Genomic DNA, 23,041 nt, shown 5'->3' on the forward strand with positions numbered 1-23,041 from the left:
ACCCAATGAAAAAGAAAGTAGCCCTACTAAACCTGTATTTAATGTCGGCAGTGTTGTTCACAATACTGTTTCAGTCATTGCATAGCTATCAGTATTTAGTGGCTGGTTATGTTGAGGAAACGGAAGCTTGTCATCATTCTCACGATGGTATTTCGCATCAACATTCGGAAGAGAGCTGTTCCATCTGTGATTTTCATTTTTGGTTTTACACCCAACCGGAGGTATTAACCTATCGATTTGATTTCCCAATCAAACCTGTTCCTTACTTGTATCAGGAACAAGCACTAATTACTACCTTTTCAGGTTCCCTTTTTTCGCATCGCGGACCGCCGCAAACCGTTTAAAATCTTAGAAACAAAAAACAGTCATTTGCTACAAAATAGTAATGGCTTCATGTGTTTTATATTTTGAACCGGAAAAATGCGATACTTTTTTATCCTTTTCTTCTTGTTGTGGTTTGGATTTTCGAGCTATGGTCAATTCACGTTAAGTGGAACAATCACCAACGAAAAAAACCAACCGCTAACCGGAAGTCACATTCATACTCAATATTTGAATACCGTCAGTAATCCCATTGGCGAATTCGAAATCAATGGTTTGCCCAAAGGCGAATTGCGGGTGTATATTTCCTATTTGGGGTATGCAACCTGTGATACGTTGGTGGATATGACCCAAGATGTGGTACTGAATGTGCAATTGAAACCATCCGAAACGAAATTAGAATCGGTTACTGTCAAGCAAAAAACAGCCAAAGTCAGCAGTAGTTTATCGGAACAACGCATTTCAAAAGCGTCAATCGAGCGAAACAGTTCTAAAACCTTAGCTGAAGCGTTGAAGGAAGTCCCCGGCGTTTCGCTTTTACGCACCGGAACGACCATTGTCAAGCCGGTGATTAACGGTTTGCACAGCAGTCGAGTGCCTATTTTTTCCAATCAAGTTCGCTTGGAAGACCAACAATGGGGAACTGAACACGCTCCGAATTTTGATTTGAATGCGGCCGGAAAAATTTCGGTTGTCAAAGGAGCTTCGGGTTTACAATACAGTGGCGATGCGGTGGGCGGAATGGTAATTATTGAGTCAACCAATGTGAAACAAGACACCTTGTTTGGCAGAACGATTGTCAGCGGCTCCACGAACGGTCGTGGCGGAACAATAAGTTCGAGTATTCACAAAGGAAATTCGGAAGGTTGGCGATGGAATGCATCAACCACGCTTACTTATTTTGGTGATCGCGAAGCTCCGAATTACATTTTATCCAATTCCGGAAACCGCGAACTGAATTTTTCAGGTGATGTTTCGTATGTGAAAGAAAACTATGAACTCTCCGCGTTTTACAGTTTGTATAATGCTACGATTGGCATTTTGAGTGCTTCGCATATTGGTAATGTGACCGATTTGTATAATTCCATCAACAACCAAGTTCCTTATAGAATTGATGATTTCACCTATTCGATTGAACAACCGAGACAAGCCATTCAGCATCATTTATTCAAGTTGAATTATATGCAAAAGTTGGATGAAAGCAGTTCGATTACTACTTTTTATTCGCTACAATTCAACAACCGAAATGAATTTGACATCCGTAGAGGAGGAAATATCAACAAAGCCGCCTTGGATTTACAATTGACCACACATTCGCTTCAATCGGATTACAAAAAAGAGTTGGAACGTTTTAGTTTGAAAACCGGAATCAGTGGATTGTTTCAAAACAATTTTGCCAATCCGGAAACCGGCGTGCGACCATTGATTCCAACCTATGTGCGATTTGACGGAAGTTGGTATGGCATCGGAACGTATGAAATCAAAGAAGATGTAGTGGTGGATGGCGGAATTCGGTATGATTTTTCAACCATCGAAGCCACGAAGTTTTATTTGAAATCCCGTTGGGATGAACGCGGTTATCAAGCTGATTTTGCAGATATTATTGTGGGTGAAGCGGCCAGCCAATGGTTGACCAAACCGCATTTTACCTTTCATAATGTTTCGGCGAGTTTGGGGGTTCGAAAAGATTTTCAATCGGGTTGGAAATGGTTGAATAATTTGAGTTTGGCTAACAGAAATCCGAATCCGTCCGAATTTTTTTCGGATGGATTACATCATTCCACCGGACAAATTGAGTTGGGTGATTTGCGTTTAAAGAAAGAAGAATCGCTTAAATTTTCTTCCTCTTTATCCAAAAACGGAAAATCCTTTTCAGTGGAAATCAATCCGTTTTTGCATTACATTTCCAATTTTATGTATTTGCGATCTGTTGGATTTGAATCCACGATTCGCGGAGCTTTCCCGGTTTGGGAATTTCAACAAACCGAGGCTCGTTTACTCGGACTTGATTTTCATTCGCAGTGGAATATTTCTTCTAATTGGCAACATAAATTTTCATTTGTATACGTTAATGGGGAAGATATATCCGAAAACCAACCGTTGATTGATATGCCGCCGATGACGATTTCTACTTCCATCCACTACCAAAAACCGGAATGGAATGGATTGATTCTAGAACTTCAATCGGAATCGGTTTTTCGTCAAAACCGTTATCCTAATTTCAATTTTGAAACCGATATTATTGTGGATGGCGAATTTGTTCCGGTTTTGGTTGACATCAGCACACCGCCAAAGGGGTATCAACTGTTTCATTTTTATTCAGAAATGACGTTCAAGACTTTCAAAAATTTGGATACAACATTCGCTTTGTCCGTTCAAAATATATTCAACACAACTTACCGTGACTACTTAAATCGCCAACGTTTTTTTGTGGATGAAATGGGTAGAAACATACAATTACAAATAAAAATTAATTATTAAAAACACACAAAAATGAAAAATTTAAAAATCATGGCTTTGACCTTAACAGCAATCTTTACCTTCAATTCTTGCAGCAACGATGATTCTCCGGTGAACGAAGAAGAAGTAATTACCACCGTAATCGCACAATTTGTGGGAGGCGGTCAAACCATTACATTAACATCAAGAGATACAGATGGAGATGGTCCAAATGCTCCGACAATTACGGTAAGTGGTAATTTTGCAACTGCAACAACGTATACGGGTTCTGTTCAATTTTTAAATGAATTGGAAAATCCGGCAGAAGACATCTCCGTGGAAGTAGCAGAAGAAGATTTGGAGCACCAGGTTTTTTATCAAATTTCTAACAGTTTAGGTAATTTTAACTATGTAGATTTTGATTCTGAAGGAAAACCACTTGGGTTAGAATTTACCTTTACAACCGGAGCAAATGCAGGGACAGGAAATATTACTGTTATTTTGAGACATTTATTAAACAAAAATGCAGCAGGTGTTTCAACAGGTGATATAACCAATGCAGGTGGTTCAACCGATGCTGAAGTTACTTTTCCGGTAGTTGTAGAATAAAACGGTTCCATTTTATTATAAAAAAGCAAATTCGAAAACACGAGTTTGCTTTTTTTATTCCATATTGTGATTTTTATAATTAATTTTTTATTAATTTAGACAATTCAATATCAAATTCTAACCAAAAACTCGATAATTATGAATTCACAATTTACAAAACTTATGCGGATATTACTGGGAGCCATCCTGGTCATTTTCGGACTAAACAAATTTTTTAATTTTATTCCTGCTCCTGAATTACCGGAAAACGCTGCTGATTTTATCAATTCATTAGCCTCTACAGGATATGTTTTACAAGTTGTTGGAATTGTGGAGATACTAATTGGAGCATTGTTATTACTCAATAAATGGGTGGCATTTGCTTTGATTGTTTTGGTTCCGATTTCGGTCAATATTCTACTATTTCATTTGTTTTTAGACATTCCGGGAATTAGCGGAGCGTTACTGGTTACCATTTTTAATGGAGTGTTAATGTATAAGCTATGGCCTAAATACAGACCTTTATTTAACTAAAATTAACAACTCGATTGATTACTTTTGTACATCAATCAATTATTTCAATGAAAAAATCTTTATCAACAATTGCAATTGTTTGTGTGATGAGTATGAATGCACAAACCAGTTCTTCTATTCAATATCCTGAAACCAAAAAAGGGGAAGTAAAAGACACCTATTTTGGTACGGAAGTAAACGACCCTTATCGTTGGTTGGAAGACGACCGCTCTAAAGAAACCGAAGAATGGGTGAAAACTCAGAATGTAGTGACGTTTAATTATTTGAATACGATTCCTTATCGCAATCAAATTAAAGAACGTTTAGAAAAATTGTGGAATTACGAACGAATTTCTGCTCCTTTTAAAGAAGGTGATTATACCTATTTTTATAAAAATAACGGTTTGCAAAATCAATCCGTTTTATACCGAAAAGATAAATCCGGCAAAGAAGAGGTTTTCTTAGACCCCAATACCTTTGCCGCAGACGGAACCACCTCGTTGGCGAATTTAGAATTTTCAAAAGATGGTTCGTTGGTTGCCTATTCGATATCTGAAGGAGGAAGCGATTGGAACAAAATCATCATCATGGATGCCGTTTCAAAAAAAGTATTGGAGCAACCGATTGTGGATGTAAAATTCAGCGGTATTTCATGGTTAGGAAATGATGGATTCTTTTATTCCAGCTATGACAAACCGGAAGGAAGTGAACTTTCAGCCAAAACCGATCAACATAAATTGTATTACCATAAATTAGGAACTGCTCAAGAAGAGGACAAAGTCATTTTTGGACTGAACGAAAAGAGACGATATGTGGGTGGTGGTGTTTCTGAAGACCAACAATACTTGATTATCACGGCGGCTAATTCTACTACCGGAAATGAATTGTATATTAAAGATTTAAGCAATCCAAATAGTAAATTGGAAACCATTGTGGACAATTTCAATAGTAACAATTATGTGATTGATAATGTGGGTTCAAAACTATACATCGTGACGAACTTGAATGCTCCTAACCAAAAAATCGTAACGGTGGATGCTAAAAATCCTAAACCTGAAAACTGGAAAGATTTTATTCCGCAAACGGATTATGTGTTATCTCCTTCAACCGGAGGAGGCTATATTTTTGCCCGTTACATGAAAGATGCTATTTCGCAAGTAGTCCAATATGATTATGAAGGAAAAGCAATTCGCGAAGTAAAATTACCCGGCGTAGGTTCAGCCGGAGGTTTCGGTGGGAAAAAGACAGAAAAAGAATTGTATTTTAGTTTTTCAAATTATGTCACACCCGGAACCATTTATTCCTTTGATCCAAAAACCGGAACATCTAAAGAGTATCAAAAACCGAAAGTAGATTTCAATTCTACCGATTACGAAAGCAAACAAATATTTTATACTTCCAAAGACGGCACAAAAATTCCGATGATAATTACCCATAAAAAAGGACTAAAATTGGATGGTAAAAATCCAACTATTTTGTATGGATATGGTGGATTCAATATCAGTTTAACACCAAGTTTCAGTATTACCAATGCTGTTTGGATGGAAAATGGCGGAATTTATGCGGTGGCTAATTTACGTGGTGGCGGTGAATACGGTAAAAAATGGCACGATGCCGGAACACAAATGAAAAAGCAAAACGTATTTGACGATTTTATTGCCGCCGGCGAATATTTGATTGCACAAAAGTACACCTCATCTGATTATTTAGCCATTCGTGGTGGTTCAAATGGAGGATTATTGGTGGGAGCTGTTATGACGCAACGTCCGGATTTAGCAAAAGTGGCATTACCTGCGGTAGGTGTGTTAGACATGTTACGTTACCACACATTTACAGCAGGAGCAGGATGGGCGTATGATTATGGGACGGCCAATGACAGCAAAGAAATGTTTGAGTATTTGAAAAATTATTCGCCTGTTCACAACGTGAAAAAAGGAGTACAATACCCTGCCACTTTAGTGACAACCGGCGATCATGACGATAGAGTAGTGCCGGCTCACAGTTTTAAGTTTGCTGCGGAGTTGCAAGACAAACAAGCCGGAGAAAATCCTGTTTTAATTCGAATTGATGTGAATGCCGGGCATGGTGCCGGAAAACCAATTTCTAAAACCATTGAGGAAAACGCCGATATTCAGGCATTTACGTTGTTTAATATGGGGATAAAGAAAATTTAAAAACAGATTTAGAAAAGGATAACCGCTAATTCGCGAATAATAATCTGCGAATCAGCGGTTATTTTTTGTTTATTTAGTATAGAGATTAAAGGAAGAAATAAAATTTTTAAAATTATATAGTTACTATTTTTAAAATCCGTGTTCCTAAAAAATTAATACTCAATTTTCCCTAAATAACTCATTTGTCTTACGATGAAATTTTTTCTGCGGTTAATATAATTAGAAGAATTAGAAGCTTTAAATTTTCTTGGATTAGGAAGAATCGCTGCAATTCCGGCGGCTTCTCTTGGTGTTAAGTTAATCGCATCTTTTCGGTACCAAACTCGGGAGGCTTCTTGAGCACCATATACGCCATTACCCATTTCAATACTATTTAAATATACTTCCATAATGCGTTCTTTTCCCCAAATCAATTCGATTAAAACGGTGAAATAGGCTTCCAAACCTTTACGCAAATAACTTCTTCCTTGCCATAGAAAAACGTTTTTAGCGGTTTGTTGCGAAATCGTGCTTCCACCTCGTAATTTTTTGCCTTTTTTATTGGCTTCCATGGCTTTTTCAATCGCCTCAAAATCAAAACCATTATGGGTTAAAAAATGACCGTCTTCACTGGCAATGACTGCTTTTTGCAGATTGATGGAAATTTCTTCTATCGGCACCCAATCGTGACTACAAATCATTTCTTTGCCTTCTTTTTTTTGTTCGATGGCTCTAATTCCCATTAAAGGGGTAAAGGGAACCGGAACAAATTTGAATAGAATCACTAAAAAAATAGAAATTCCAAAAAACCACCACATCGCTTTCCAAAGGAAACGGAATAATTTTTTTATCATACATTAATCGATTAAATCTGCTAATTCTTTACCCACCAAACTACCAATCGCCACACCCATTCCCCCTAAGCGAACACCACAAAATACATTTTCACTCAACTGTTTTACAATTGGTTTTTTATGATTGCCAACACCCATAATTCCGCTCCAGCGGTGTTCAATTTCAAACGATTGATTGGGCAAAATTACTTCTTTTAGCAATTGCTCCAACTTATTCTGAATAATTTCTGTTTGGGATAATTCTGTTGTCGTTTCACCTTCAAAATCTAAATTTCTTCCTCCGCCTATTAATATTCTATCTTCAAAATTTCTGAAATAAAAATAGCCTTTATCCAAATGAAACGTTCCTTTTATATCTAAATTAGGGATTGGTTTAGTAATCAAAACTTGAGCTCTTGCCGGTTTAACTTCGCCATTGGTCAATGCATTGGCAAATCCATTTGTAGCAAAAAATAATTTTTTACTTGAAAAAGAAAAATCACCTAAAAATACTTCTACCTGACTGTTTGTCTCAACAAAAGAAGTAACGGTTTGTTGATTTAAAATTAGAATATTGTTTTGTACTGCTAATTTCAACAATTGTTGCATCATATTTCCGGTATCAATTTGAGCTTCATACGGATTAAAAAGCACATATTCCTGAATTCCCTTGAATGCAAATCGATCTACTTCTTTTGAGAAAACATCATTTTTAAATAACGGTTTCAACAATTCATTGATAAACGGTAGCTTCTGCAAACATTCTTCATACGTAGATTCATCTTCTATTAAAAACAATTCATATCCGCCGTAAGGTTTTAAATCTAATTTTTCATCACCCACTCGCTTACGAAGTAATTGCAATCCATCCCATCTTTTTTGGACCAATTGCAAGACTTCTTCTTCGGTGTGTGAGTTTAAATCATCTAAGATTTCAGAAACAGAGCCGAAGCAGGCAAATCCGGCATTTTTTGTACTCGCTCCTTGTGGAAGAACACCTTTTTCGAGTACTAAAATTTTTGCAGAGGGAAATTTATCACGCAATTCAAGAGCACAATGCAACCCGACAATTCCACTACCTACAATCGTGAAATCTACGTTTGTAAACCAATTTTTAAGTTCCCAAAAACTAAGCTGCATGATGATGAAAATTTTTTCATAAATGTACTTTTTATTTTAATGTATTGAAAATATTTTCCAAAGCGATGGTTTTTTATTGAATCTGTTTCTGTATATATTCTAAATTTTAACATATGTATTGTCAATACATCAACAGGTTAAACATATTTTTTTCAAATTGTTAATAAAATAGTCATAACATCGGTTAACAGCATGAAAATAATTTTACATTTGGCTTTCTATTAACTAATTAACCAAAATGTATGAAGCTTAAATTACTTACGATTGCACTGCTGGCAAGTGTATGCTTTTCCAATGCACAAGAGAAAAGCAATTTTTGGAAATCCGCTACTTTAAAAAGTACATCAGCTCTTTTGGAAAGCAAAAAAGAAATTCCTCAAAGTAAATTGTTTGAATTGGATGTCAATGGTATTCAATCGGTTTTATCAACTGCACCTAATCGCTTTGCACAAACCAAAAACGGAAAAGTTATCTCTTTACCAAATGGAGAGGGTATAATGGAACGTTTTAGTGTATATGAAAACTCAATTTTAGCACCTGAATTAGCCGCTAATTATCCCAATATTAAATCCTATATCGGAATTGGTATTGACAATCCAACCTCAACGGTTTATTTTAGTATTTCTCCGTTAGGGTTTCAATCGATGCAATTAAATGGCGGAAAGCCAGCTGTTTTCATAGAACCGCTTACCCAAGATTTACTTACCTACTCAGTGTTTAAAAAAGCGGATAAAGTAAAACAATTTTCTCCATTTGAATGTGGTGTCATCGATGCGGTAGCAGATCAAATCGACCCTTCAACTTTACGCCCAAATGCGGATGACAGTACCTTAAGAACTTTCCGTTTAGCGGTTTCAACAACCGGTGAATATACGGCTTATTTTGGTGGTACAAAAGCACAAGCATTGGCTGCCATCAATGCTACAATGACAAGAGTAAACGGTGTTTTTGAAAAAGATTTTGCCGTGAGAATGGTTTTAATTGCCAATACCGATTTAGTAATTTATACTAACGCCTCAACCGACCCTTATACTACAAGTTATAACAGTCAGGTTCAAAGCACATTGACTTCTGTTATTGGTGAGGCCAATTATGATATTGGACATCTATTTGTGAGAGCTTCTAACAATGGAAATGCGGGTTGTATTGGTTGTGTATGTGTGAATGGTTCGAAAGGAAGTGCATTTACAGCTGCAACAGTTCCAACCGGAGATTTATTTGACATTGATTATGTAGCTCACGAAATGGGTCACCAATTTGGTGCCAATCATACTTTTTCTTTCAGCAACGAGGGAACAGGTGCTAACATGGAACCGGGTTCAGGCTCTACGATTATGGGATATGCCGGAATAACCGGTCAAGATGTTCAACCAAATTCAGACGCTTATTTTCATGCATTTAGCATTCAACAAGTAACGAATAATGTGAAAGGAAAAACCTGTCAAACGAATACAGCAACAGGAAATGCGGTACCAACTGCTAATGCAGGTTTAGATTATACCATTCCAAGAAGTACTCCTTTTATGTTAACCGGTTCAGGGACCGATGCAAATGGAGATGCCTTAACCTATATCTGGGAACAGTTTGACAATGCCGCTTCTAACGCAACAGGAGCAAGTTCTGCGGCTAGTGCAACTCGTACTTCCGGACCTACTTTCAGGTCTTACAGTCCGAGTACCTCGCCTGTTCGTTATTTTCCAAGAATGCAATCTATTCTAGCGGGTGCGACTACAACAACAGGAACAGAAATTACCGTTGAAGCTCTTCCTTCAGTTGCCAGAACGATGAATTTCAGATTAACTGTTCGTGACAATAGAGCCGGTGGTTCTGCCAATAATAGCGACGATATGATTGTAACAGTAAATGGAACTGCAGGTCCATTTACAGTAACTTCACCCAACACAGCAGTATCTTATCCGGCCGGAAGTACACAAACCGTCACTTGGAACGTAGCCGGAACCACAGCCAATGGCGTTAATTGTGCAAACGTTGATATTTTAATCTCTACAGATGGAGGAAACACATGGTCAAATTTAGTTACCGCCACGCCAAACGATGGTTCACAAGCGATTACAATTCCAAATACACAAGGTAATCAAAACCGTATCATGGTCAAAGGAAACAATCATATTTTCTTTGATGTTTCCAATGCTAATTTTACCATCACTGCCGGTTCCTCTGATACCGTAGCTCCAACTGCTCCAACATTAGCCGCAGCCGGAACTACGTCTACCTCCACCAACTTATCTTGGTCAGGTGCTACAGACAATGTGGGCGTAACCGGTTATGATGTGTATAGAGGCGGTGTCTTGATTGGTTCAACAACAACTGCTACTACCTTTGCGGTAACAGGATTAACTCCATCAACAACTTATGCCTTTAATGTAAGAGCAAAAGATGCAGCAGGAAATATATCCGTAAACAGCAATACAGTAAGTGTAACAACCCTTGCAGCCGGATTGACTTATTGTACTTCGCAAGGAAATAGTATTGTTGATGAATATATAGGAAGAGTTCAAATAGGAACCATCGATAATTCTTCAGGAGGTGTAACGGGTTATGTTGACTATACTTCACTGTCTACTGATTTAACAAAAGGGTCCAGTGCTACAATTACCATCACACCTACTTGGACGGGGACAACTTATAGTGAAGGATATGCCGTGTTTATCGATTATAATCAAAATGGATTATTTACCGATACAGGTGAAACGGTTTGGAGTTTAGCTCCTACAACAGCAACACCGGTTTCCGGAACGTTTACCATTCCAACTACAGCGGCTAATGGCCCAACACGAATGAGGGTTTCGATGAAATACAATGGTACACCAACAGCTTGTGAAACATTTTCGTATGGTCAAGTAGAGGATTATACTGTTAATCTTGTTGTGGGCACAACGGACACAACGGCTCCGTCAGCCCCTACCAATTTAATAGCTTCCGGGACTACACAAACGACAACAAATTTATCTTGGAATGCTTCAACAGACAATGTGGGTGTAACAGGATATGATGTATACAGTGGAACTACATTATTAGGAACTGTAGCTACTACTACAGCAGGAATTACAGGTTTAACAGCCTCTACAACTTATACCTTTAGTGTTCGTGCAAAAGATGCTGCCGGAAATATTTCATCCTCCAGTAATACTGTAAACGTTACAACATTGGCAGCAGCCGGAAACGGAACAGATTTATTATTCTCCGAATATGTAGAAGGTACGTCAAATAACAAAGCTTTAGAAATTGCCAATTATACCGGTAGTGCTGTAAATTTAAGTGGTTACTCAATCAGAAAGCAAACGAATGGTTCCGGTTCTTGGGGTACGGCGTTGAACTTGTCCGGTACAATTAACAATGGAGCAAAATTTGTTATTGTTCACAGTTCAATCAGTGCGGCTTGTTATAATAGAGCTAATGCAAATATTTCAACTTCGGTTACAGCCATGACATTTAATGGGAATGATCCGGTTGGATTATTTAAAAACGGGGTGCTAATTGATATTATCGGAACGTTTAATGGCGGTTCTTCAAATTTTGCGGCAAACACAACTTTGCGAAGAAAAGCATCTATTTTATCACCAAGTACAACGTTTAACCGAACAGCAGATTGGGATTCTTTTTCTTCCAACACGTGCAACGGTATTGGAAATCGTTTAGATGAATCTGACGATGAGGAAGGCTCAGATTTTGTTTTATATCCTAATCCTATTAAAGGTGATATTTTAAATATTGCTAATTTAGAAGGAGAATCAACCTATGTGATTTATAATATGATGGGTCAAGAATTAGGAAAAGGAAAAATTGAAAATGAAAGTATTTATGTAGGTTCTTTAGCTACAGGAACTTATTTAATTCAAATTTCAAATGAAACCGGTTCTAAAACAAAACCATTCATCAAACAATAAGAGAAATCTAACTTCAAAAAAGCCATCTCTGTTGAGGTGGCTTTTTTTATGGCAAAAAATTCGTTACTTTTAGCCTTTAATTTTTTATCAAATGAAGAACATAATTTTAATCGTAAGCTGTTTTATGGGATTAACCGCCGCAACTGCTCAACAAATATTGACGCCTGAGTTATTATGGAAATTGGGACGAGTATCACCTTTAGGAATTACCAAAGACGGGAAAAGTGTTGTTTATAAAGTATCTATCCCTTCGGTGGAAGAAAACAAATTGAATTCTAAAACGTTTAGTGTCCCAATTAATGGTGGAATGGCTATTGAAGTTGCTGATACCAAAGAACTTTTAATGGACAAAAACTTATCTCCTGATGGGAAACATATACTTTCCCACAAAGAAATAAAAATTGAAAAAATTAACGGAAAAGATATTCATCCCGACTTAAAAAAGTCAGAGGTACAAATTTATAGTGGTTTAAATTATCGCCATTGGGATACTTGGAACGAAGGAAGTTACAACCATGTTGGCTTTTCTGAAGTTAACAAAGAAAAATCATTTGTGGATATTATGAAAGATGAACCCTTTGATTCTCCTCAAAAACCTTTCGGTGGCGATGAAGATTATATTTGGTCTAAAGACGGCAAAAGTATTATTTATGTTTCTAAAAAGAAATCCGGTACGGCTTATGCTACTTCCACCAACACCGATTTATATGAATACAATTTAGAAACCAAAACCACTAATAATCTTACTGAAAGTAATTTAGGATATGATACCCATCCCACCATTTCACCAAACGGGGAATTGTCTTGGTTGCAAATGAAACGTGATGGTTATGAAGCCGATAAAAACGACATCATCGTTCGATTCAAAGGAATGGATATGAACCTTACGGCCAATTGGGATGGCACAGTGGACAGTTTTACTTGGAGTGCCGATGGAAAGAAAGTCTTTTTCTTAGCTCCGGTGGATGGGACTAAGCAATTATTTGAAGTAAACTTTCCGGGTCTAACTCGAATAGCCATTACTGTTCGTCAAATTACTTCAGGTGATTTTGATGTGACGGATATCATAGGCTTTTCAGGCGATAAAATAATTTTGGGAAGAACGGACATGAACCACGCCAAAGAAATTTATTCCTACGATTTCAAGAAAAAAACATGGCTTCAAATCACTAAAGTAAATGATGAAACCTATAACAAATTAGCTTTACCAAAAATTGAAAAAAGATATGTTTCTACAACAGATGGTAAAAAAATGTTGGTGTGGGTAATACTACCGCCTAATTTCGATAAAACCAAAAAATACCCCACGTTGTTGTATTGTCAAGGTGGTCCGCAAGGAGCTTTGTCTCAGTTTTATTCTTTCCGTTGGAATTTCAGTTTGATGGCTTCACAAGGGTATGTCGTGGTAGCTCCCAACCGACGTGGAATGCCTGGACACGGTGTAGAATGGAACGAACAAATCAGTAAAGACTGGGGCGGACAAGTAATGGATGATTATTTATCCGCAATTGATGATGTAGCCAAAGAAAGTTATGTAGACAAGTCTCGATTAGGAGCTGTTGGAGCCAGTTATGGAGGTTACTCCGTGTTTTATTTGGCGGGAATTCACAACAAACGTTTCAAAACCTTCATCTCTCATTGTGGTGTGTTTAATTTAGAAAGTATGTACGGAACCACCGAAGAAGTGTTCTTCACCAATTGGGATATTGGGGGTGCTTATTGGGAAACCAACAATGCAGCCGCTCAAAAAACATACAACCAATTTAATCCTGTAAAAATGGTAAACAAATGGGATACTCCTATGCTTATCATTCAAGGTGGTAAAGATTACCGCGTGCCGATAGGACAAGGACAAGAAGCGTTTCAGGCCGCACAATTGCAGGGAATCAAAAGTCGTTTTATTCTTTTTCCTGAAGAAAATCACTGGGTGCTTAAACCGCAGAATGCGATTGTTTGGCAACGTGAATTTTTTGGATGGTTGAAAGAAACCCTTTAAAGGAATCCATAAAATAGCCTTTACTAACCGGTAAGGGCTGTTTTTGGAATTGCTGACGAATTAATAACGCTCACTTATCATGGATGCTTTTCCAAAAAAACTTTCTCTAAAATTATCGCTAAGAACAGAAAGTAACGCCTTACGGCAATTGTCAATTCCCAATCAATTAGTTGATTTTTCCTCTAATGATTATTTGGGTTTCGCCAAAAGTGAAGAAATTTTTCAGCAAACACATGAATTGCTGGTTTCTAGAAATTACAAAATAAATGGAGCGACCGGTTCACGTTTACTTAGTGGAAACCATTCGATTTATTCAGAAACAGAAGAATATATTGCTCAGTTTCATCAAGCCGAAGCAGCTCTTATTTTCAATTCCGGCTACGATGCTAATGTGGGTTTTTTCAGCTCCGTTCTGCAACGCAACGACATTATATTATTTGACGAACTCAGTCATGCCTCCATTCGAGATGGTATTCAAATGAGTTTGGCTAAATCATTCAAATTCAAACACAACGATGTCGTTGATTTAGAAAATTTACTGAATAAATGTAGTCAAATAACCGACAACGAACAACAGTCAACCGTTTACATTGTTACCGAGAGTATTTTTTCTATGGATGGCGATTCCCCTGATTTGGAAAAGTTGGTGCAATTAGCTGAAAAATATAAGGCCTATTTAGTAGTAGATGAAGCTCATGCTATTGGCATTTTTGGTGAAAATGGTCAAGGCTTAGTGCAACAATTGCACCTACACGACAAGGTTTTTGCACGAATTATCACCTTCGGAAAAGCATTAGGCTGCCACGGAGCGGCTATTTTAGGCAGCCAACAACTCAAGAATTATTTAGTCAATTTTGCCCGAAGTTTTATATATACCACCGGATTATCGCCCCATGCTGTCGCAACGATTTTTGTGGCCTATCAGCAATTGGCTAAAAGCAAGCAAGAAAGAGCAATACTTATTCAAAACATTGCTTATTTTAAGTCATGTCTTTCCTCTTCCAATTCTCATCTTCCATCCAATTCATCCATCCATTCCGTCATAATCCCCGGAAACGAGCGAGTAAAAACCATTGCACAACACCTCCAACAAAACGGTTTTGACGTAAAACCTATTCTTTCGCCCACCGTTCCTGAAGGTCAGGAAAGATTGCGGTTTTGTTTACATAGTTTCAATACTGAAGAAGAGATCAAGACAGTTCTTTCTTTATTATAATCTTTTCCAAAAATCCTTGTGAACTTCCCATATTCTTTGCGAACTTTGCAGTTAAACAAACGCCATGAAATTATTTATTACCGGAATAGGAACCGACGTAGGAAAAACAATTACATCCGCCATCATTACTGAAGCCTTGGAAGCCGATTATTGGAAGCCCGTCCAAGCCGGTGATTTACACTTTTCCGATAGCCATAAACTACAATCACTCCTGTCCAATTCCAAAACAAAAATTCACCCGAACAGTTATGCCTTGCAAACTCCGGCCAGTCCGCATTATGCAGCAGCAATTGACGGAGTTGCCATCGATATTCAAAACATCACAACCCCAAAAACAAACAACCATTTGGTGATTGAAGGTGCCGGCGGACTTTTTGTCCCGCTCAACCAAACAGCAACTATTCTCGATTTGATTCAACCTGATTATAAAGTAATTGTCGTTTCTCGTCATTATTTGGGGAGTATTAATCATACGTTGTTGACGATCGAAGCCCTTCAAAACCGAAAAATAGCCATTGCCGGAATAGTTTTTTCCGGTGATGAAAATCCCGCTACGGAATCCATTATTTTATCCAAAACCGGGGTCAACTTCATCGGAAGAATTGACAACGAACCGTATTTCGATCAAAATGTCATTTTCTATTACGCTGAAAAGTTTAAAGAAAATCTGCAACACATTGTTTAAAAATCCAATCATGAACCTTTCCCAAAAAGATCAACTTTACAATTGGCATCCGTATACCCAACACCAAACCACCGGACTTTTACCGGCGATTGTCAAAGGTGAAGGCGTTTACTTGTGGGATGAAAACGGGAAGCAATACATCGATGCCATTTCCAGTTGGTGGGTCAATCCGTTTGGACATTCCAACCCCATCATTGCCAAAGCGATTTATAACCAATTGACCACCTTAGAACATGTTTTATTTGGTGGTTTTACCAATAAACCCGCGGTGGAATTGGCTGAAAAACTTCTTTCTATTTTACCGTCCAATCAAAAAAAATTATTTTATTCAGACAATGGTTCAACCGCGGTGGAAATTGCTATCAAATCCGCGTTGCAATTTTTTTATAACAAAGGCGAAAAGCGTACCAAAATCCTCGCCTTTGAAGAAGGTTTTCACGGTGATACCTTTGGAGCCATGGCCGCTAGTGGTATTACTTTTTTTACGGAAGCGTTTCAAGGTTCCTTGTTGGAAGTGGTTCGGATTCCCTTACCAACAACAGAAAACAATAGTTTGACCTTGTTGGAAAATGTACTGCAAACCAACGAATTTGCTGCGTTTATTTTTGAACCGCTCGTACAAGGTGCAGCCGGAATGGTGATGTATGAACCACAAGAATTGGACAAATTAATTTCGCTTTGCCAAAAACATAAAGTGTTTACTATTGCCGATGAAATCATGACCGGTTTTGGTAAAACGGGAAAAACATTCGCGTGTGATTATTTAAGCGAACAACCTGATATGATGTGTTTGTCAAAAGCGTTAACCGGCGGAACCATTCCGATGGCGGTGACCAGTTTTACACAAGAAATTTTTGATGGATTTTTGTCGAATGATGTGAATAAAGCTTTATTTCACGGACATACTTTTACCGGAAATCCGACGGGATGTGCTGCAGCTTTGGCTTCGATTGAGTTGCTTTTTTCTAACGAAATGCAAGAAAACATCTCGCGAATAGAACAACAACATTTGCAATTTGCTCACCGATTGAAAAAGTATCCCAACGTTCAAAATTGCAGAACATTAGGAATCATTTTGGCCTTTGAAATCAAAAGAGAAACAACGGAGAGTTATTACGGTGATTTTAGGAATAAGTTGTATGCATTTTTTATCGAAAACGGCATCATTCTTCGTCCGGTTGGGAATACCATTTATGTTCTTCCGCCATATGTTACCACCAATGAGCAATTGGAAATAATTTATAAAACCATTGAAAAAGCCTTAGAGATAATGTAAATTTGCATTTTATAAGTAGACCCAAATTCCTCTTTTTTGAACTCAAAAATTGCCATAACTTCGTTTGCATCAGTTTCTCCTTTGGGAAATGATCCGGTTGCGGTATGGGAATCCTATCAATCGGAAGAATCCTTAATCAAACCCAATTCAATCGGAACAGCTACGGTTTTTGCTTCTTTTTTAGCGGAAGAAAGCAAACAAAAAGTTGAGGCATTGCGATTAGCTGAATCGAATTATAAATCACTGGACGATTCCGTTTTATTTGCTATTTTGGCTTCACGACAAGCGGTGGCAACAGCCGGATGGAAGCCGGATACTGTTTTTGGCATCAACATCGGTTCTTCTCGCGGAGCTACGCAATTGTTCGAAAAACACCTCACCGAGTTTTTATCCACCGGAAAAGCTCAAACCTTAGCTTCGCCAACCACTACCTTGGGCAATATTTCCAGTTGGGTGGCCCAGGATTTACAAAACAACGGCCCCGAAATTTCGCATTCCATTACGTGTTCAACTGCTTTACATGCGTTGTTAAATGGCATTGCTTGGCTTCGGTCGGGGATGGCTGATAAATTTTTAGTGGGTGGGAGTGAAGCACCGCTTACGCCGTTTACCATTGCACAAATGCAAGCCATGAAGATTTATTCCTCGGTAGAAAGTGATAATCCGTATCCGTGTAGAACCTTTGATTTTTCTAAAACCAAAAACACCATGGTGTTGGGAGAGGCAGCTGCAGTGATTTGCATGGAAAACGAAACGAAAGAAAATGCCCTCGCCTATGTAGAAGGATTTGGTTATGCCACTGAAAATTTAACTCATTCTGTTTCCATTTCGGCGGAGGCGACTTGTTTTCAAAAATCGATGAAAATGGCTTTAGGAAAAACGAATCCCGAAGAAATTGATGTGATTGTCACCCATTCACCCGGAACCATTCAAGGTGATTTGAGTGAAAGAAAAGCAATAGAAATTGTTTTTGGAAAGAACCTTCCATTACTCACCAATAACAAATGGAAAATAGGCCATACGTTTGGAGCATCCGGCATGTTGAGTGTAGAAATGGCGTTGTTGATGTTGCAACACAATCAATTTATAAATGTTCCTTTTTTGGAGTCGCAACAGCAAATCCGACCATTACAAAAAATCATGGTCAATGCCGTGGGTTTTGGAGGCAATGCGGTGAGTATTGTGTTAAGCAAAAACGAGTAGGTTACACATTTTTCTCCAAAGCTTTCACTTTTTGATACACCCAATCGCTTTCCCAACCTTTTCGGAGTAAGGTGTCACAGTATTTTTTTCGCTTTTTCAGTACATTTTTTTCAGTAATCGAATGCCACGTTTTTTCGGCCAATTCGTGAAAAGTGGTTGTGTATTCTTCCTCCGGAATTTCTTTCAACCCAACTTTTATCAGATAATCAGAAATATTTCGTTGTTTCAATTCGTTTGAAATTCTATTTTTCCCCCATTTTTTTTGATGAAATTTACTAATGGAAAACAACTTGGCAAACCGTTCTTCGTTCAGAAAATTATGACGAAGTAAATGCACTATGATTTCGTCCTGTTGGTTTGAAGGAACCGATAAGGCGTAGAGTTTTTGAACCACTTCGGCATGGCAACGTTCTTGGTAAGAGCAGTAATATTCCATCTTCTGAATGATATCCAAAACGGAAGTGTTTGAGAGTGAGTGCAATGCTAAAAAATTTAATGTTTTTTTGTTAATAATTTAGTAACGCAAAGATATTGAAATTCTGTAATTTAGCCGTAAATTTGTACCCGCTTTAAACAATAGGAAAGCAATAAAAAACAGATCATTTCTAAAAATGAAAAAGAGAATACTTTTATTGGTGCTTTTTATAAGTGCTTTTTCGTGGGGGCAAGTACAATTGAGTGAGGGAACACCAACACAAACAATTGATTTTTCTTCCACAGTCACAGGTGTATCGAACGGGGCATTCACCGGAACAGGTTTTCAAGCCACACCAACTGCCGGACAATTGGATTCGGATGCGTGGGCGGTAACAGGTTTGAGTGATGGAGCTTTAGCTTTCGGAGTAACTAGAATTACTGGAGATTATGCAAGAGGAGCGGTTAATAGTCAACAGTCAACCGGAGGAATTTACGCCCATACAGGAGCACCTAATAGTGTGGCAAATCCTTGCTTAATGTTTCAGCCTTCTGGTAGTGACTTTTCACCAGGAACAATAACGCTTCGAATCCAAAATAACGGGGTTGGATTCATCAATCAAATTGTTGCATCCTATAATATTTTTTATAGAAATGACCAAGCTTCTTCAAACACGTTGAATTTTTCATATTCTACTGATGATACTTCGTATATTGCAGTGGGGGCATTGGATTTTGCAACTCCAGTAGCCGCAAGTGGTACAACTTGGCTACAAGAAGGATCAACTCCTTCCAGGTCAACAACGATTACAGGGTTGTCCATTGCTCCTAGCGATTATTTTTACATTCGTTGGAATAGTGATGATGTTGTGGGCGGAACAAGAGATGAGCTTGGCTTAGATGATATTTCTGTAACAGCATCATTTGGTCCACCAAGTGCACCGGTTATCACGAGTGATTTAACGGCGTCGGGTTTTGTAGGGGTGCCTTATACTTATTCAATTTTGGCCACAAACAGCCCAACTTCTTATAACGCAACCGGTTTGCCGGCAGGGTTTTCAATTAATACGAGCACGGGTGTTATTACCGGAACACCAGGAGCTACAGGTACTTTTTTAATAACGATTACCGCTACCAATGCCGGAGGTTTTGATGAGCAAACCTTAATTTTAACCATCACCAATCCCGGTCCGGAAATTAATATACGGGGTGCCACCGGAGGGACAAATAATATCATCAATGGCAATACCATTCCGAATGCGTTCAACAATACGTTGTTTGCAAGCATAGCGGTGGGTGCCAACCAAGACAAAGATTACCGTATTGAGAATTTAGGAATTTCAAACCTTACTTTAACGGGGGTGCCAAGGGTTCAAATCTCAGGGACACATGCGGCTGATTTTACGGTGTTTACACAACCTATAGCAACAATTACTTCCGGTAACAACAGTGTGTTTGTCATTCGTTTTTCACCTTCAGCGGGTGGTGTGCGAAACGCTACGGTTACGATTATCAATAACGATTCCGACGAAGCACCCTATACGTTTGCCATACAAGGAGGCGGTTTAGCTCCGGATATTAATATTGTTGGGAATGGAAATCAAGTAGTATCAGGTAGTACAATTCCGGATTTGAATAACCATACCAATTTTGGTAATGCAAATGTGACTGCAGGCACAAAACTTCGTAGCTTTTTTATCATCAATTTGGGAGGGGATATTTTGGATATTACCGGTGTAACCATCTCGGGAACAAACGCGGCGGATTTTACAATAACCGGTATGCCTTCTGCAACGGTAGGTTTAAATAACAGTACTACGTTAGAGATTACTTTTGACCCTTCTGCATTAGGTCTACGGGAAGCTTTGGTTACTATTACGAACAATGTGCCCGGGAAAAGTCCATATACTTTTGCTATTTCAGGGGTTGGAATAGATTTTGACGAATGTGTGATTGGAGGTTCGTCAATATTTAAAACCCAAACTTTTGAAGGAGCTGTGGGAACAAACGTTTTAGGCTATACAGTGGCAACAGCGTTAGGGGCTAATCCACCGGTGATTACCGGAGGTACAGCATTTGGCGGTAGCAGAACGGTTGTTTCAAATAAATTTTTGAACAACAATAGCTTACAAGTAACAGGTCCTTATCCAAGTACATTTGATCCGAAGGCAAAAGTTATTGTGACATTTGATGTTGTAGATACTTCGATTTATCAAGATGTGTCTTTCAATGTTAATATAGGAGCTTATTCTACCAATGGAACACAAGGACTTGATGTGTCGGATTGGGTTACCATATTTATCAGTGGAGATGGTGGGCTTACTTGGTCGAGAGAAGCTATTGTAAAAGGAAACAGTAATGCTATTTGGAATGTTTTTGGCGGCGGAACAACATTTACAAATCCTTTTAAAGGATTAGACATTCCTTATGAAATACAACCCACAGCTAGTTCAGTTGGAAACGGAACAAGGTTGTTAACTTTAACGAATTTACCACAAGTCGCACAACTGCAAGTAAAAATTGAATTAGATGTTGACCGTAATGATGAGATATGGGTCATTGACAATGTGCAATTAAGAGGAAGATTACCGGTTCCTAAAACATGGAATGGTGTTGCGTGGAGTGGCGACGGATTACCTCCAACCTCTGTAGAGAAAGCCATATTTGCAGGTAATTATAATACTAGCACTCATGGTAACGTCACTGCCTGTGAATGTCAAATAAATTCGCCAAGAATAGTCACAATTACCGATGGAAATTATATACAATCCGCCGGAAGAATTGTCAATAATGGAACATTAAATGTACAAAACAATGGAAGTTTAGTGCAATTAGATGATTATGCTGTAAACACCGGGAATATAAATTTAACCAGAACCGCTAATATTCGTCGGTTGGATTATGTTTACTGGTCGTCGCCAGTGGCTTCTTTTCCAGTGCTAAATATTTCTACAGGGACACCGGCATCCAATGTGTTCAAGTGGTTGCCAACTATTGCAGGAAATTTTGGAAACTGGACAACGACCAATGAAATTATGGAACGAGGAAAAGGATATATTGTTCGCGGACCTTCTTCTTTTACGAATACCATACAACCTTTCAATGCTGCTTTTGTGGGAGTGCCGAATAATGGTATTTTCACCCCAACCATCGAACGAGGAGGGTATACCGGAGGAGGTTATCCGAGTCCAACCAACCCGGCGATAACCGTTACGGCTAACGATGATAATTTTAATTTACTTGGAAATCCCTATCCATCTGCAATAAGAGCGTTAGATTTTTTAACTGAAAATACAAATATTGAAGGTTCGGTTCGCATTTGGACCCATGGATTGTTGCCGGATGTTGCTTTTAACGATCCTTTTTACAATAATTTCGGATACAATTATAGTCCGAATGATTACATTGTACACAACGGAACAGGAACAGTCAGTGGTCCGTTAGGATTTAATGGTTTTATTGCATCAGGCCAAGGATTTTTTGTGTTGATGAATGACGGTGCAGCTGCGACAGAAACAGTGACCTTTAAAAATTCGATGCGTAATGTAACACATGCAAATAATCAGTTCTTCAGACAATCTAATGCACTGCAAGGAGAAGAAGATTTCAAAATTTGGTTAGATTTTATACCGCAAAATGGCAATCCGGTTCGAACATTAGTGGGTTATGTGGACGGTGCAACTTATGAAAATGACAGGTTGTTTGACGCTTCTACTAAAGTACATGGATCTTCTAAAATGTATTCATTGATAGATAATAAACCATTTATCATTCAAGGAAGAGCATTACCATTTGATGAAAATGATCGAGTGCCAATGGGTTACAACGCCACAGCAGCCGGTAGATTTACGGTAGCAATTGCTGATGTTGAAGGGTTGGGAGATAAAAAAGTGTTTTTGGCAGACAAACTGTTAAACATTATTCATGATTTAACGGAAAACCCTTATGAATTTGATTCAGAAAGCGGTGTTTTTGATGTTCGTTTTGAATTACGATTTGTCAATGAAATTTTATCCAATCCGGATTTTGATACAATAACTTCTAGTGTTATTGCCTATGGTTCTGAAGGGCAGCTCAATATTAAATCTACCTTGCAAAAAATTACAGAAGTTTCTGTTTATGATACTTTGGGTAGATTGATCCATACGCAAAAAGGTCAACCTGTAAATGAGTTTGAATCGAACGTCAATTTTACAAAACAAACAGTTATTGTTCAGATAAAATTAGAAAACGGTCAAGTGGTCACTAAGAAATTGATAATATAATCTAAAGAGAAAATAAATTAAGAAATCCCTTCCATTTTTTGGTTGGGATTTTTTATTTGGCAGTGTATTTCATCGAATATTTAACAAAACA

At 38.1% G+C, this 23,041-nt stretch carries 15 protein-coding genes; 12 read left to right on the forward strand and 3 right to left on the reverse strand.

Annotation, left to right across the window (positions count from 1 at the left end; genetic code table 11):
• Positions 1–5: 5 nt before the first annotated feature.
• The 5 genes from EQG68_RS00070 to EQG68_RS00090 all read left to right on the forward strand — a co-directional run bounded on the left by EQG68_RS00070 (position 6) and on the right by EQG68_RS00090 (position 6,035).
• Entirely contained in the window at positions 6–344 is a 339-nt protein-coding gene (locus EQG68_RS00070) for a hypothetical protein (protein WP_129462751.1), read from the forward strand.
• Between the two features lie 76 nt (positions 345–420).
• Positions 421–2,802 (forward strand): TonB-dependent receptor, encoded by a 2,382-nt coding sequence (locus EQG68_RS00075; RefSeq protein WP_129462752.1) that lies wholly within the window; start codon positions 421–423, stop codon positions 2,800–2,802.
• 12 nt (positions 2,803–2,814) lie between these two features.
• On the forward strand, positions 2,815–3,369 hold the full coding sequence (locus EQG68_RS00080) for a type 1 periplasmic binding fold superfamily protein (RefSeq protein WP_129462753.1): 555 nt from the start codon (positions 2,815–2,817) through the stop codon (positions 3,367–3,369).
• Positions 3,370–3,507: 138 nt separating this feature from the next.
• Positions 3,508–3,882: a DoxX family membrane protein gene (locus tag EQG68_RS00085; RefSeq protein WP_129462754.1), complete on the forward strand. Its 375-nt coding sequence runs from the start codon at positions 3,508–3,510 to the stop codon at positions 3,880–3,882.
• Positions 3,883–3,968: 86 nt separating this feature from the next.
• Positions 3,969–6,035 (forward strand): prolyl oligopeptidase family serine peptidase, encoded by a 2,067-nt coding sequence (locus tag EQG68_RS00090; RefSeq protein ID WP_394343603.1) that lies wholly within the window; start codon positions 3,969–3,971, stop codon positions 6,033–6,035.
• Positions 6,036–6,187: 152 nt separating this feature from the next.
• Here the strand turns inward: EQG68_RS00090 and mtgA are convergent, their stop codons facing one another.
• Both mtgA and EQG68_RS00100 read right to left on the reverse strand, forming a co-directional pair.
• Positions 6,188–6,868, reverse strand: coding sequence for a monofunctional biosynthetic peptidoglycan transglycosylase (mtgA, locus tag EQG68_RS00095; RefSeq protein ID WP_129462756.1), 681 nt, complete (start codon positions 6,866–6,868; stop codon positions 6,188–6,190).
• 3 nt (positions 6,869–6,871) lie between these two features.
• Entirely contained in the window at positions 6,872–7,987 is a 1,116-nt protein-coding gene (locus EQG68_RS00100) for an NAD(P)/FAD-dependent oxidoreductase (RefSeq protein WP_129462757.1), read from the reverse strand.
• 242 nt (positions 7,988–8,229) lie between these two features.
• On the opposite strand from EQG68_RS00100, the gene EQG68_RS00105 reads away from it, so the two are divergent.
• The 6 genes from EQG68_RS00105 (at position 8,230) to EQG68_RS00130 (ending at position 18,271) form a co-directional block, all read left to right on the forward strand.
• Entirely contained in the window at positions 8,230–11,895 is a 3,666-nt protein-coding gene (locus tag EQG68_RS00105) for a reprolysin-like metallopeptidase (protein ID WP_129462758.1), read from the forward strand.
• 91 nt (positions 11,896–11,986) lie between these two features.
• The gene (locus EQG68_RS00110) at positions 11,987–13,891 is read left to right on the forward strand and encodes a S9 family peptidase (protein ID WP_129462759.1); all 1,905 of its coding nucleotides are present in this window, start codon (positions 11,987–11,989) and stop codon (positions 13,889–13,891) included.
• A 79-nt stretch (positions 13,892–13,970) separates the two neighbouring features.
• Positions 13,971–15,107 carry an aminotransferase class I/II-fold pyridoxal phosphate-dependent enzyme gene (locus EQG68_RS00115; RefSeq protein WP_129462760.1) on the forward strand — a complete coding sequence of 379 codons (1,137 nt, stop codon included), beginning with the start codon at positions 13,971–13,973 and terminating at the stop codon, positions 15,105–15,107.
• A 64-nt stretch (positions 15,108–15,171) separates the two neighbouring features.
• Positions 15,172–15,792, forward strand: a complete 621-nt coding sequence (bioD, locus tag EQG68_RS00120; protein ID WP_129462761.1) for a dethiobiotin synthase — start codon at positions 15,172–15,174, stop codon at positions 15,790–15,792.
• A gap of 10 nt (positions 15,793–15,802) precedes the next feature.
• Entirely contained in the window at positions 15,803–17,068 is a 1,266-nt protein-coding gene (bioA, locus tag EQG68_RS00125) for an adenosylmethionine--8-amino-7-oxononanoate transaminase (RefSeq protein ID WP_129462762.1), read from the forward strand.
• Positions 17,069–17,104: 36 nt separating this feature from the next.
• Positions 17,105–18,271 (forward strand): beta-ketoacyl synthase N-terminal-like domain-containing protein, encoded by a 1,167-nt coding sequence (locus tag EQG68_RS00130; protein WP_129462763.1) that lies wholly within the window; start codon positions 17,105–17,107, stop codon positions 18,269–18,271.
• Between the two features lies 1 nt (position 18,272).
• Here EQG68_RS00130 and EQG68_RS00135 read toward each other — a convergent pair whose 3' ends face one another.
• Positions 18,273–18,752, reverse strand: coding sequence for a regulatory protein RecX (locus tag EQG68_RS00135; protein WP_246011578.1), 480 nt, complete (start codon positions 18,750–18,752; stop codon positions 18,273–18,275).
• A gap of 130 nt (positions 18,753–18,882) precedes the next feature.
• On the opposite strand from EQG68_RS00135, the gene EQG68_RS00140 reads away from it, so the two are divergent.
• Positions 18,883–22,950 (forward strand): choice-of-anchor D domain-containing protein, encoded by a 4,068-nt coding sequence (locus EQG68_RS00140; RefSeq protein WP_129462764.1) that lies wholly within the window; start codon positions 18,883–18,885, stop codon positions 22,948–22,950.
• Positions 22,951–23,041: the final 91 nt, after the last annotated feature.

This window comes from Flavobacterium piscinae, from assembly GCF_004122145.1.
Classification (GTDB): Bacteria; Bacteroidota; Bacteroidia; order Flavobacteriales; family Flavobacteriaceae; genus Flavobacterium; species Flavobacterium piscinae.

Coding starts and splice junctions, on each gene's coding strand:
- EQG68_RS00070 (WP_129462751.1), top strand. CDS start 6: ATGAAAAAGAAAGTAGCCCTACTAAACCTGTATTTAATGTCGGCAGTG.
- EQG68_RS00075 (WP_129462752.1), top strand. CDS start 421: ATGCGATACTTTTTTATCCTTTTCTTCTTGTTGTGGTTTGGATTTTCG.
- EQG68_RS00080 (WP_129462753.1), top strand. CDS start 2,815: ATGAAAAATTTAAAAATCATGGCTTTGACCTTAACAGCAATCTTTACC.
- EQG68_RS00085 (WP_129462754.1), top strand. CDS start 3,508: ATGAATTCACAATTTACAAAACTTATGCGGATATTACTGGGAGCCATC.
- EQG68_RS00090 (WP_394343603.1), top strand. CDS start 3,969: ATGAGTATGAATGCACAAACCAGTTCTTCTATTCAATATCCTGAAACC.
- mtgA (WP_129462756.1), bottom strand. CDS start 6,868: ATGATAAAAAAATTATTCCGTTTCCTTTGGAAAGCGATGTGGTGGTTT.
- EQG68_RS00100 (WP_129462757.1), bottom strand. CDS start 7,987: ATGCAGCTTAGTTTTTGGGAACTTAAAAATTGGTTTACAAACGTAGAT.
- EQG68_RS00105 (WP_129462758.1), top strand. CDS start 8,230: ATGAAGCTTAAATTACTTACGATTGCACTGCTGGCAAGTGTATGCTTT.
- EQG68_RS00110 (WP_129462759.1), top strand. CDS start 11,987: ATGAAGAACATAATTTTAATCGTAAGCTGTTTTATGGGATTAACCGCC.
- EQG68_RS00115 (WP_129462760.1), top strand. CDS start 13,971: ATGGATGCTTTTCCAAAAAAACTTTCTCTAAAATTATCGCTAAGAACA.
- bioD (WP_129462761.1), top strand. CDS start 15,172: ATGAAATTATTTATTACCGGAATAGGAACCGACGTAGGAAAAACAATT.
- bioA (WP_129462762.1), top strand. CDS start 15,803: ATGAACCTTTCCCAAAAAGATCAACTTTACAATTGGCATCCGTATACC.
- EQG68_RS00140 (WP_129462764.1), top strand. CDS start 18,883: ATGAAAAAGAGAATACTTTTATTGGTGCTTTTTATAAGTGCTTTTTCG.